This is a genomic window from Burkholderia ubonensis (genome assembly GCF_902833085.1).
GTDB classification, from domain to species: domain Bacteria; phylum Pseudomonadota; class Gammaproteobacteria; order Burkholderiales; family Burkholderiaceae; genus Burkholderia; species Burkholderia ubonensis.
This window is the reverse complement of record NZ_CADFEB010000003.1, coordinates 182471-194603: the sequence shown is the minus strand read 5'-3', so window position 1 is coordinate 194603 and position 12133 is coordinate 182471. Positions and strand designations below refer to the sequence as shown.

Genomic DNA, 12133 nt, shown 5'->3' with positions numbered 1-12133 from the left:
ACATCTCGACAGGCCATTGAAGATCATGCAAATCACCACCGTTGACCGCGAAGAAGAGTTCGTACAGTCCGTGCTCGATTCGCTCCACCGTGATGGCAAGCTCGGCGAGGCCATCTCGCTGGCTTATGGAAAATGCGAATCGCCCGCCGGCGTGATGGACCTGATTTTCCCGTTGATCACGAAGAAATTGCGGATCGATTACGTTCTCTTGTGCAGCATAGAAAGCAATCCCCGCACCCTCCTGCAATTTCTTCGACTGGCCGAATCGCGGCTCGCACAGAACGACGGCTGGACCGTCGCGTCGGTCGACGCAGCGCTGCGTCACGTGGTCGACGCGTTGAATCTCGGCTGGGACCACGCGCAGCGCCTGCTGAAGTGCTGCATCCTGTTTTCCGATTCGCCGCTGGAGATCGTGGAAAGCATCGCGTGCCTGGGCAGGCACGAAACCTCGTTCAGGTTGAGATCGGCGGCCAAGAACATCGAGCTCAGCCACCTGATCAGCTGAGCCACCCCCGGCTCGACATCTGCAGCATGCGTGATCGCGGAGAGAAATCATGTCTCAAGCCAACGAAACCGAGATCGTTCCCTGGGTGCCCGGAGACGATCCGGGATTTTCCTTCAGGCGCATCATCGATTTTCTGATCGCCGAAAAAATCAATCACCGGGTCATGGTGCATCCCCCGGAAGGGCAAACCGTTGCCGCCAGCCTGCTGCGTGGACACAGCGTCGAACAGGCCGCGAAATGCATGGTGGTGGAGGTCAAGCACGACAACGGCGAGCTGTCCTATGCGTTGGCGGTCGTATCCGGACACCGGAGAGTGGCCTTGAAAAAGGTGGCCGACTGCTTCAGAGGGGTCAAGGCCAAGCTGGCGCCGAGCCACGTGGCGTCCCAGTTGACCCGGTGCATGATGGGCGCCGTGCCGCCCATCTCTTTCGACGACCGTCTTCAGGTGGTGGTCGATCGCGACTTGCTGCCCACCCCGGAAATCGTATTCAGCGCGGGACGGCTCGACGTATCGATCGGCGTCGACACCGGCATCTATCTGAATGCGATACGTCATCAAATCGGCAGTATCTCCGAATAGCGACTAGCGACACATGAACTCCGCTCAAAACAAATCGCCGCCGTGGCATTCGGCCGTCACCCTGATGTGGCGCAGTCATCCCTGGCTGATCCTGGGCACGGTCCTGACCGGCCTCATCAGCGGCATTGCATCGATCGTGGGCGTCGGATTGATCAGCAGGGTGCTTCATGACCAGTCTGATCGACAGACGCTGTTGCTGATATTCATCGCGGTGAACGGCATTGCGGTGTTCTGCCGGAGCGCGGCTGCCGCGATGCCGTCCTACGTCTGCATGAAAGTCATGACGAGACTGCGCGTCAACCTGTGCAAGCGGATTCTCGCGACCCCACTGGACGAAATCGACCGGCGGGGCGCGCCCAACGTCCTGACCATGCTGACGCAGGACATTCCGCAGCTGAGCCAGACACTGCTCACCATCCCGACGATCATCGTTCAATCCGTCGTCCTGATATGCAGCATCGTCTATCTCGCCTATCTCTCGTGGGTCGTGTTCGCTTCGACGATGATCCTGACGATCGCCGGCCTGGTGCTCTATCTGTCTTTCTATCGAAGGGCGGTCGATTTCACCGAAAGAGTGCGCGACGAGTTCGTCCAGTTCAATGAGTACACCCATAGCCTCGTGTTCGGCATCAAGGAACTCAAGCTCAACCGGGCCAGACAACGCTGGTTTACCAAGGCGGCGATCGAATTGTCGTCGCGGCGCGTGGCGGGGTACAACTACATCGAACGCTTCTGGTTCATGAGCGGCGACAGCATCGGTCAGATCACCGTGGCGGTCCTGCTCGGGTTTCTGCTGTTCGGCGTCCCGTCTCTCGGCGTCGTCGACCCCTCGGTACTCACGGCGAGCATTCTGGCCGTTCTTTACATGATGGGGCCGTTGACCATGCTGATCAATATTCTGCCGATCATGGCCGAAGGCAAGACCGCGCTTGCCCGACTGGCGGAGTTCGGCTTCCTGATCGACGACACGCAAGACTCGCCCAAAAAGCTGCACCATCCGGTCGCAAAGGAATCCTCATCGACGGAATCATGGCAACGCATCGAGTTGAAGAATGTGAAGATGAATTACCATGACCGCGAGTCGTCGTCCGACTTCGTGCTTGGCCCCATCAACATGACGATTCATGCGGGGGAGCTCGTCTATGTCATCGGCGGAAACGGCAGCGGCAAGAGCACGTTGGCCAAGATACTCAGCGGCCTCTATGCGCCGACCGAAGGCCATATTGCCCTTGACGGGAAAGTCATCGACGACGATGCGAGGGAACCGTACCGGAATCTGTTTTCCGCCGTATTTACAGACTTCCATCTGTTCAATCGCATCATCGGGCCGGACCAGAAAAATACGCGCATCGACCTTGCGCAAAAGTACCTTGAAACCCTGAAGCTGGCCGACAAGGTCGCGATTCACGGCAAAACCTACTCGACGACCAGGGCCTTATCGACAGGGCAGCGCAAAAGACTGGCGCTGCTTAGCGCGTACATCGAGGACCGTCCGATCTACATCCTGGACGAATGGGCCGCCGATCAAGACCCGGTGTTCAAGCGATTCTTCTATGAGGTGCTGGTTCCCGATCTGAAATCCCGTAGGAAATGCGTGATCATCATTACCCACGACGATCAGTATTTCAAACTGGCGGATCGCGTCATTCGCCTGGATAGCGGCCGCATTTACTCGGATACGGCCATGTACGACGTCCGATCGACAGTCGCGGGGTGAGCCGGCGGCCGCATCACGCCCTCACTTCGATGCGATTCACGACACCCGCGATCGCATCCAGGCACCAGGCGTCCTGTTCGGCCATCAGCCGTTCCGCATCGGTCGCGACCCAGCCTGCCAGCGTGATCTGGTGATTCTTCACGCTGACGGTGATCTGGTCGGCCCTCACCCGGGGGTCCGTCTCCAGCACGAGATGCATCACTTCGGAAATCTCCTCGTCGCCGTCGGCTTCGGCGGGCACCAGTTCCAGCAGGTTCTCCACATCGCGGCAGCCGCCTGTCCACCACGCGATCACGCCTGCAAGGCGCCGGTGCGACAGGCTGATCACCTGCCCCGTCAGCCTCACGACGCCGTTTTCGACCGTCACCTCGATCGCGCCGCTGCCCTCGTTGCCCGCCTGATCCATGGTGCCGCGCAGCACCTCGAGCTGCCCTTTGACACGGGCGCAAATCACGCAGTTGCGAAAATCGACCGCCTGCGCGAGCCGCTCGCCAATGCGCGTGCGCAGCTCGCCGTCGCCCATCGGCGGATTGGCCGCCACGCGGAGCTGATCCACCAGCGGCATCCCGCCGCCATACGTGTGGGTCAGCGCGAGCAGGCGCTTCTTCGATGCGATATCCGGCACCTCGCCCGACACGGTCAACGCGTGGCCGTCAAAACTCATGTGAATGGGATGATGGTGTAGCTTCAGGTGAGATTCGTGTTCAAAGGCCGCCATCACCTGCTTCAAGACCGTATCGCTGCGTTGCATGATCTCTGCCTCGCGCAAAGGTTGAATGAAGCAGCGCCGTCGGTCCCGGACTGAACGGGTGCCTGCTGCACCCGGCGAGCGCTGTATCGTCAATTATAGAAACCGTGCCGCCGGCGCCACGCGCCATTTCTCCTGTTGGGTGGAAGGAAACAGCCGCCGGGGAAATGGTTTGGGAAAACCAGACATCGTGATTCTTCAATCCTGCCCGGCGGGCCATGCGAAACGGCGGAAACAAGAATAAATTTCGTTTGTTTTCATGAGGTTACACGACACCCATGCGCGCGTGAGCCGGCCCTGGCACGCCCCATGCGTTTGTTGCTGCGAGCGCGACGAAAAGTGCTCTTTCCCCAACTGCAGCAAACTCAAGGAGATTTATCATGTCCGCACTGATGATCAACGACCTGTCCCGTGCCCACGAACTCAGCCGCAAGGAAATGGCTGCCGTCAGCGGTGGCAGCGTGTTCCAGAACTTCGGCGTCAACGCCATCGATACCGGCGGCGGATTCTCGTTCGCCAGCCCCAATACCATTACGGCTCCGGTCACGCAGGTCGATGCATCGACGCACCTGGATCTCACCAGCGTGACCAATACGATCAACAACCTCGGCGGCAAGGTCATCGGTAAGCTGGGCCTGTAAGTTCCACCCTGCTTCGTCGCCGTGGCAGCCGTATTCGATAGCGTTGCACCGAAGCTCTCCAGACCGCCGCGGGGTTGTCCTCGCGGCGCTCGAAGCCCGCCGGCCGTTCTCGGTTGGCGGGCTTTCTTGCATGGTCGGAGACGAAGCCGGCACCAACGGGGGGATTTATTGACGATCCGCCAGCAGCGCGACCCGGCGTACGCTCAGTTCGTGCCGCCGCGCGCCGCAACAGGCGCCTTGCACAGCGCCGCGTTGTGCAGGATCGCTTTCCCCGTCGACTGGTAGTTTTCCGCGTCGCAAGGGGGCAGGCCGAACGACGCGTCGCTCTCCTTGTCGCTGTCGTCGTGATTGCGCATCGCCGTCGTCTGCGAAAGCGTCGCGAGGCATTTTGCACTCGCGCCGAGATGGTATTGCGTCAGCGCGAGGTCGCTACGCACGCGATCGATCTCGATCCAGTCCATGTCACTCGCGCACGCTCCGATCAGCGACGTGAATGCCGCTTCGGCCGCCGCGTAGTGCTTCTTCGCATACTGAGCGCGTGCCTGCGTGAGTCGCGCAGCACGCGAGCGGTCCGTGCACGCGGCGGTCGGCTGCCGATACGCGCCGTCGAACATCGCGCGTGCGCCGCAAGACGAACGGCACGCATCGGCGCCGCCGGAATCGACCTTCAGCGTACCGTGGTCGCCCGTGATCGAGATGCGGCATGTTTCGCCGCCATCACTCGCCATACCCACGTTGCCTTTGAGCGTGCCCGTGAGCGAGCAGGTGTGGCAGTTGGCGCCCATCGTATCGATCGTGAACCGGCTTCCCTTCACGACGAGCGTGCCATGCGCGTGGCCGCCTTCGACGTAGAAATACTCACCGGGCTCGACAGCCGATGCGTCCGCAACGAACGCGCCTGCCAGTCCCATGAAACTGCAAGCGCTCGCAAGCCACAGCGCAACATGCCTACCTTTCCGTAGCGACATCTTCCTTTCACCTTCCAGCGTTGAGGCCATTTGCTCCGCCCGCATTCGCGGCTGCAGCGTAAGCATCAGGGCAAGTTGACGGCAAGCGTACTACAGTTGGCCGGTGTACGGCCGCCATGCCCCGTTCATGTTGGGCGAGAGAAAACAGCTGCCACCGAAATTGTTTGGGAGAACCAGACATCGCGGTTCTTCGATCCTGCTCGGCGGGCCATGTGAAATGGCGGCATGCAGATTGAATCGTGTTTGTTTTCATCAGGTTGGATGCTCCGCTGCGCACACGAGCCGGGGCTGGCACGTCCTGTGCGTTCGTAGCAGCGAGCGCAACGAAACGTGCTCTTTCCCCAACCGAAGCAAACTCAAGGAGATTTACCATGTCCGCACTGATGCTCAACGACCTGTCCCGCACCCACGAACTCAGCCGCAAGGAAATGGCCTCCGTCAGCGGTGGCAGCGTGTTCCAGAACATCGGGATCAACAATATCGCTGCCGGCAGCGGATTCTCGTTCGCCAGCCCCAATACGATCACGGCCCCGGTCACGCAGGTCGATGCATCGACGCACCAGAATCTCGCCAGCGTGACCAATTCGATCAACAACCTTGGCGGCGAAGTTATCGCGAAGCTGGGCCTGTAAGCGTTCGCCTTGCTTCGTCGCCGTGGTAGCCGTATTCGATAACGTTGTACGGAAGCCCCCCGACCGCCGCGGGCTTGTCCTCGCGGCGGTCAAAGCCCGCCAAGGCGTTCTCCGTTGGCGGGGATAAGAACGAAGCCGGCAATCCAGATCTGGAATTCGCAGCGATCCGTCATTTCCCTGGCTCTTATGCTTGCCGTTCGTACCATCACGCGAGATTCGGCAGCCGATTCAGTCGATGTTTTGCGCATCTTCATGGACGCGCCTTCGTACACTCATCCAGCCGAAGGTCGCCCACGCTGATCGAGGAAACGGCGCGAGGCTGCAACTGCTCGAAGACGCAGCCAGGGCCGCCGACTCACGCATCGCCGCTCACTCGCGGCGGCGCGGTCGAGCGGTCGCCTCGGCGACGAGGTCGACCCAGCCCCGGTAGAACGCGCGGTACTTGAGCACGAGCTTGTCGTACTTGCTGTACGCGCCGCCGCCGTCCGGCTTCATCCCGTTCCAGATTTTGACGTCGTACCCCGCGGCCTGTCTGGTCTGCAACCCGAACAGCACGTAGTCGGTCGCGCGGCGCAGCACGCCGCCCACCTTCTTGATCGAGATGAGCATGTGCATGATGTTCTTGCCGTCGCTCACCGGCGTCACGCACTGGAGCAGCTTGTATTTGGCGTCTCCGTCCAGGGCGACGGTCATGACGCACCCGCCGGGGTAGCCGTCGAAGTGCAGGTTCATCTGCGACATGCTCAGGCCGAGCGCGCGCGACAGCATGCCGAGAGGCCCGAAGTACCGGTCCACGGTGAAGTCGATCCCGGCGCCGAACCACGCGCCCGCCCGGGCCAGCGACTCGACCTCCGGCCACGGGCGCCAATCGTCGAAGAGCTTGAGCTCGAAGGCCGAGATCGGGAGCGCGTGCACGGGGGTCGCGTGCTGCGCGTCGTAGAAGTTCTCGACGATCCGCAAGACCGCCGTCGTCGTCTCGAACGCGATGTGCAGGTGCATGAAGTCGCCGTTGTCGACGTCGGCCGCGGCGATTTCGGGCAGCGGGTGCAGCGGCTGCGGGGAGCCGTACCAGACCCACACGTAGCCGTATCGCTCGGTGGTGACCAACGTCGGCTGGCGCGCCCCGCGCGGGACGGGCTCCAGCCGGCGCACCGCCGGGCTGTGGCCGGGGATGTGAACGCACTGGCCCTGCTCGTCGTACCGCCAGTGGTGAAACGGGCACTGGATGCACCCGTCCTTGACCTGCCCGTCGGCCAGGTTCGCGCCGAGGTGCGAGCAGTGGCGGTCCATCACCACGGCCCGCCCCGTCGCGCCGCGCCATGCCACGCACGGACGGCCGAAGAGCGTCAACTCCGTCGGCTTGTCCTTGAGGTCGTCCGAGCGCATCGCGACATACCAGCTCGCGGCCAGGCGCGTGGTCGCGTCGTACACCCCCGGGGGATGCTCCCTGGCGACCGCTTCATCCAATTGAACGTCGTTCATCGTTTTCGTGCAGGTGTCGGCCGGCTACTTCAGCGCCAGGCCGATGCGGGTCGTGACGTACGCCTTGAGCAGCGCGAACATCGGGTTGTAGTCGAAGTACCTTTTCACCTCCGCCGGTGCGCTGGTTTGCGTCCAGTGCAGCAGCTTCATCGCCGGCAGCAGGCTGTACTTCGAGTTGTTGAGCTGCGGCTTGGCCCCGGTGATGCAGTATCCGAAGCCGAACATCGGCCTGGCGAAGTCTCGTTCGTCGATGAGGGCGTGAATCCGCGCCGCGGCCTCCCCGGCCGGCTTGCGCCCGGCGCTCACGGCCTCGACCTCGGCTTTCGCGTCGTTGAACAACTGGTAGTACCCCTCCATGTCCGCGCACAGGTATCCGAGGTACGGGGGGTCGTTGTCGAGGTGATCGAGGTCGCCCTCGTCACGCGACGCGCGGAACCTCGCGTGGGCCTGCACGAGCCGGAACTGCCCGAGGATCGTGCCGACCGCCCACAGCCGGTGGAACGCGTCCCACAGGCGGAAGTCCGAGAACGCCGTGTAGCAGCAGCTGACGAAGTCGTCGTTGTGATCCAGAAGCTTCTGCTGCAGGCGCTCGATGTACTCGAAGCGCTCGGGGGAGAAGTCGTCGTCGCGCAGCGCCTTGATGAGGCGCGCCGCGAGCGCGTGGATGGTCACCGCGGTGTTCTCGAGCCCCCGGGAGAAGAGCGGGTCGATGAACCCGTTTGCGTGCAGCATCAGGCAGTAGCGGTCGCCGACGCAGGCGTTCGACGAGAATTGCAGGCGGTCGGTCTTGACCCAGTCGCGCACCGGCACGGCGTCCCGGAACTGCGCCCCGATGCTCGGGAACCGCGCGAGGAACTCGTCGAATTCCTGCTGCGCGGAGATGTCCGTTTTCGGGTAGACACGCGGGTCGAGCTGCAGGCCGACGCTCACGAGGTTGTTGGTCGACCGCGGGTGGTTGTTGAACGGAATCACCCAGAGCCAGCCGCCCGCGAACATGTGGTGCAAGGTCCCCTCGTGCCAGCGCCAGCGCTGCCCCTTGACCTTGAAGATGTCGTCGAACGGCTTGACCCCGAGCATGTGCGTGTAGAGGCTGCGCGAGTGCGTCTTGAAGCGGCACGGCTCTTCGCGGAGCTTGAACTTGGTCGCGAGCGGCGCGCGGGGTCCTCCGCAGTCGATCATGTACCGGCCGGTGAACCGTTCGCCCTGGGCGGTGGTCACCGCGACGCCGTCCTTGTCGGCGTGGTATTCGGTCACGTTCGTCTTCTGGCGGACCGTGCAGCCGTATTTGATGGCGGCTTGCAACAGGTAGGCGTCGACGTCTTGCCGGTAATAATGGCTCTCCGGACCCCACGGCAGCTCGGGAATGACGCACTGCGTGAACTCCTTCGGGTCGTGCTCCTGGCCGGGCTTGTGGAACACGAAGCCGAAGTTGCGCTTGATGCCCGTGCTCGACGCGACGTAACGCTGCGTCGCGTAGAACGACGTGATGCGGTCGAGCTCCGGAATGCCGTAGCGATCGGCGATGATGCGGTTCATGAGCGACGTCTCGGGGATCGACGATTCGCCGATCGTGAACCGCGGGTGCGACGACTCCTCGATGATCAGCACGCGAAACTGCTGGTTGGCCAGGATGGCCCCCATCTGGGTGCCGGACATGCCCGAGCCGAGGATGATCACGTCGAAGTGGTTGCTGTCGCGCCCGTTCGCGGGGCTCTTCTGAGTCATGGGGCACACTCTCCTTGTGAAATGGAACACATGGCCGCACGCGTCGAGCGTCAGGTGTCAGGGCTCGTCGAGCGCGGCGCGGAGGCGGGACCGCGCGGCACGCGTGAGCGTGAGTAGATCGCCGAGCATGCTGGGCGCGTACCCCCCGCTGCCGATCGTGGGGCCGCTTCGCCCGACTTCGTACGCCCGCTCCGCCAATTTGACGTGAGGCGCGCGAAAGCGCAGCAGGATCTCGAAGACCCGGTCGAGGGCCGCCAGCCCGGCCCCGACGGGCTCGCCCCGCGCGCCGGCCGCTTGCGCCTCGTCGAGCACCCGATCGACGAGCGCCGGCTCCCCGGCGAACCGGGCGTAGATCGCCCTGAACGCGGGAAGCACGTAGGGCAGGTACGTCTCCTTGAATTCTCGATACGCGTGGTGGTTCGATTGCGAGCCCCACAGCACGTGCTCCAGCACGAAGAGAGGCATTTCCACGGCACCGGGGCCGAGGTAGCTCCGGCCCCCGACCCGAATCGGTTCGTAGTAGGGGCGAAGCTCGTCGTAGAAGACCTGCACCGAGATATAGCGGTAGGCATAAACGATCGATTCGACCATTTTGTGGAGATAGTCCGCCAGCTCGTCGCACCCTTCGGCGAATGCCGGCGACCGCAGGGGCACGTCGTACAGCTCGACGGTCATCTCGATGGCCGCCTCGAGGGCCGCCATCGAGATGCGCACGCTCTCGAGCAGGTGCGCTTCGTCGCGCAGCCCGGTATAGCTCCGCTGCGCGTCGGCCGCCGCCGGGTTCCAGACCGTCACATGCAGGAGCGTCTCGCGCGGCGGCAGGTCGGTCGCGCGCGCCAGGTCGAGCAGCACCGGCTCGAGCCCGGGCACCGCGTCCGCGGGCTCGTGTCCGTGCCGCTTGAGCGACCCCAGGAAGAACCCGATGTCCCGCATCGCGGCGGCGGCTTCGACGAAACCCCAGCCGGTGGGCACGCCGCGCGCCGGAAGGAACTCGCGCAACAGGCCGACGATGCCGGGCACGTCCCTTTTACGGTTCAGGCCGGGCAGTTGCAGAACGAGTGCCCGTGCCCGCAGCGGATCGCAGGCCGCCACCGCGGCGTGCGTGGCCTCGAATGCGCCTACCCGGTCCAGGGTGCGCTCCACTACAGGATTTCCGGCGCCGCGAGCGTCGGCCCGGGCTGGCTGCGAGACAGCCCCGCGTCGCCCCCGCGCAGCGACCGCAGGTAGTCGTAGTTCGTCGGCAGGCTCGTCCGCAGACGCTCGGCCTCACGCCGGATGCGGGCGAACATCGCCTCGGCCTTGTCGATCGACTCCGGCCGGTGCCGCAAGAGCGGCAGCGACCGGTCGGGCAGCATGCCCAGGCCGGCAAAGATGCAGTAGTAGTTTCCGTTCAACCAGAAGTTCCTGAATTCGTAGTCGAACGTTTCGTAGTACGTGGAATCGTCGAACGACGTGGTGGTCAGCGGCAGCCCCGCCTTGTAGCGCTGAACCTTCTCCTTGATGGCGTCCGAGAGCCGCAGGTCGTGCCGGTTCGCGAGCCAGAACGGCGTGTCTTCGCGCGACGTGGTGAAATAGTGCGCCTGGACGAAATCCCGGCAGTCGTCGAACATGTAGACGATCTCGGCGTTGAATGCGTCGGTCAACCGCGGGTCGAACGAGGTATCGGGGAAGTGCTTCACGAGCTGGTAAAGCGCCGCGTAGATGAAGTAGATCCCCGTCGATTCCAGGGGCTCCAGAAAGCACGACGACAGCCCGATCGCGACGCAGTTGTTGACCCACGCCCGCCCGTTGCGCCCGACCCGGAACTTGATCTGGTTGAGCGGCTGCTTGTCCGAGAGGCCCCAGAGGTCGAGGAAGTCGGCGGTGGCCTGGTCGCGCGAGGTGAACTTGCTCGAGAAGACGTAGCCGCTGCCGAACCGGCCCAGCATCGGAATCTTCCAGGTCCATCCCGAATTCATGGCGATCGCGGAGGTGTACGGCTCGACCCCCACGCGCGCGTCGGCGTTGGGCACGGCGCTGGCGACCGCGCTGTCGCACAGCAGGTAGTCGGACATGTCGATGAAGGGCTCCTTCAGGGCCTGGTTGATCAGGAGCCCCCGCATACCGGAGCAGTCGATGAACAGATCCGCCTCCAGCGTCCGCCCCTCCTTGGTGGACAGGCTGGAGATGTAGCCGCGGTCGTTCAGGTGAACCTCCACGACCTCGTCGACCACCCGTTTCACCCCGCGTTCGACGGCCCAGCGCTTCAGGAAGTCGGCCACCAGGTGCGCGTCGAAGTGCCACGCGTGGGACATCTGGCGGGTGCCGTCGGGCAGGCACGGTGCGAGCTTGCCGTCGAGCGCCCCGGGCTGCGGGTAGCACGCGTACTCCATCGGCTGCTTGAAGCCCTGTTCGCGCTTGCGCAGCCAGTAGTGGGTAAGCGGCACGCCGTCGCAGTTCGGCACGCTGCCGAACAAATGGTAGAAGTGATCGTCACGCGAGCGCTCGGGAGACTTCCTCCAGTTCACGAACTTGATGGCGGCCTTGAACGCGCCGTTCACCTGGGGCATCCACTCACGCTCAGGTATCCCGAGGAAGTCGAAGAACACCTTCTGCAAACTCGGGATGGTCGCCTCGCCCACGCCGATCCGGGGGATCGCCGCAGACTCGATGAGCGTAATGTTCGTGTGCTGCTGGAGCGCCCGGACGAGGTACGAGGCGGCCATCCAGCCCGCGGTGCCGCCGCCCACGATGACGATATTCTTGATCGGGTTGCTCATGACACCCTTCCCATAGGATTTAAAACCTGAATGGATAGTGCCGCCTTATCGGGCTGAACTCGCAACTCGTCCGGTAAAGGCATAGTGAATCGCAGCGAAGTTCGGCAACTCGCCGTGAAAAGACCTTCCAACCGCCCCATGGATTCCGCATCAACAGATTGACTTGCCGATGCGGCAATCGCGATTAGCGCATCGAGATGCCAGGACAACGTTCAGCATTCCGATACACCTTAGCAGTGTTCACGATGGCACACCTCGCAAAATTTCATATCAACCTCAATTGATCCAGAGAAATACTCAATCCCGGCAAATATCGCAGAAATATTTTCCGGCAAACCATTCACCTTTCTTAAAAAAAGAAATCCACTTTTTAGTT

At 62.8% G+C, this 12133-nt stretch carries 12 protein-coding genes; 5 read left to right on the top strand and 7 right to left on the bottom strand.

Features of this window, described 5'->3' with window-relative positions; genetic code table 11:
- The first annotated feature begins 25 nt into the window (after positions 1-25).
- The 3 genes from HWX31_RS08755 to HWX31_RS08745 are packed head-to-tail and all read left to right on the top strand — an operon-like array spanning position 26 to position 2802.
- Entirely contained in the window at positions 26-505 is a 480-nt protein-coding gene (locus HWX31_RS08755) for a hypothetical protein (RefSeq protein WP_244143689.1), read from the top strand.
- Between the two features lie 49 nt (positions 506-554).
- Positions 555-1085, top strand: a complete 531-nt coding sequence (locus tag HWX31_RS08750; protein WP_174959131.1) for a YbaK/EbsC family protein — start codon at positions 555-557, stop codon at positions 1083-1085.
- 13 nt (positions 1086-1098) lie between these two features.
- The gene (locus tag HWX31_RS08745; protein ID WP_174959133.1) at positions 1099-2802 is read left to right on the top strand and encodes a cyclic peptide export ABC transporter; all 1704 of its coding nucleotides are present in this window, start codon (positions 1099-1101) and stop codon (positions 2800-2802) included.
- A 13-nt stretch (positions 2803-2815) separates the two neighbouring features.
- Here HWX31_RS08745 and HWX31_RS08740 read toward each other — a convergent pair whose 3' ends face one another.
- Positions 2816-3553: a BON domain-containing protein gene (locus HWX31_RS08740; RefSeq protein ID WP_174959136.1), complete on the bottom strand. Its 738-nt coding sequence runs from the start codon at positions 3551-3553 to the stop codon at positions 2816-2818.
- Between the two features lie 377 nt (positions 3554-3930).
- Here HWX31_RS08740 and HWX31_RS08735 point away from each other — a divergent pair, with 377 nt between their 5' ends.
- Positions 3931-4191 (top strand): hypothetical protein, encoded by a 261-nt coding sequence (locus HWX31_RS08735; protein ID WP_174959139.1) that lies wholly within the window; start codon positions 3931-3933, stop codon positions 4189-4191.
- A gap of 203 nt (positions 4192-4394) precedes the next feature.
- On the opposite strand, the gene HWX31_RS08730 is transcribed toward HWX31_RS08735, so the two are convergent.
- Positions 4395-5102: a hypothetical protein gene (locus HWX31_RS08730; protein WP_244143688.1), complete on the bottom strand. Its 708-nt coding sequence runs from the start codon at positions 5100-5102 to the stop codon at positions 4395-4397.
- 428 nt (positions 5103-5530) lie between these two features.
- Between HWX31_RS08730 and HWX31_RS08725 the strand changes: the two genes are divergently transcribed.
- On the top strand, positions 5531-5791 hold the full coding sequence (locus HWX31_RS08725; RefSeq protein WP_174959145.1) for a hypothetical protein: 261 nt from the start codon (positions 5531-5533) through the stop codon (positions 5789-5791).
- A gap of 89 nt (positions 5792-5880) precedes the next feature.
- On the opposite strand, the gene HWX31_RS08720 is transcribed toward HWX31_RS08725, so the two are convergent.
- The 5 genes from HWX31_RS08720 to HWX31_RS08700 form a co-directional block, all read right to left on the bottom strand.
- The gene (locus HWX31_RS08720; protein ID WP_174959148.1) at positions 5881-6045 is read right to left on the bottom strand and encodes a hypothetical protein; all 165 of its coding nucleotides are present in this window, start codon (positions 6043-6045) and stop codon (positions 5881-5883) included.
- Between the two features lie 115 nt (positions 6046-6160).
- The gene (locus tag HWX31_RS08715; RefSeq protein WP_174959151.1) at positions 6161-7273 is read right to left on the bottom strand and encodes a Rieske 2Fe-2S domain-containing protein; all 1113 of its coding nucleotides are present in this window, start codon (positions 7271-7273) and stop codon (positions 6161-6163) included.
- A gap of 24 nt (positions 7274-7297) precedes the next feature.
- A complete protein-coding gene (locus HWX31_RS08710) occupies positions 7298-8998 on the bottom strand; it encodes an NAD(P)/FAD-dependent oxidoreductase (RefSeq protein ID WP_174959153.1) in 1701 nt (566 codons plus the stop codon).
- Between the two features lie 57 nt (positions 8999-9055).
- A complete protein-coding gene (locus tag HWX31_RS08705; protein WP_174959155.1) occupies positions 9056-10141 on the bottom strand; it encodes a monodechloroaminopyrrolnitrin synthase PrnB family protein in 1086 nt (361 codons plus the stop codon).
- A complete protein-coding gene (locus HWX31_RS08700) occupies positions 10141-11757 on the bottom strand; it encodes a tryptophan halogenase family protein (protein ID WP_174959156.1) in 1617 nt (538 codons plus the stop codon). Before HWX31_RS08700 ends, HWX31_RS08705 begins: the two co-directional genes overlap by 1 nt.
- Positions 11758-12133: the final 376 nt, after the last annotated feature.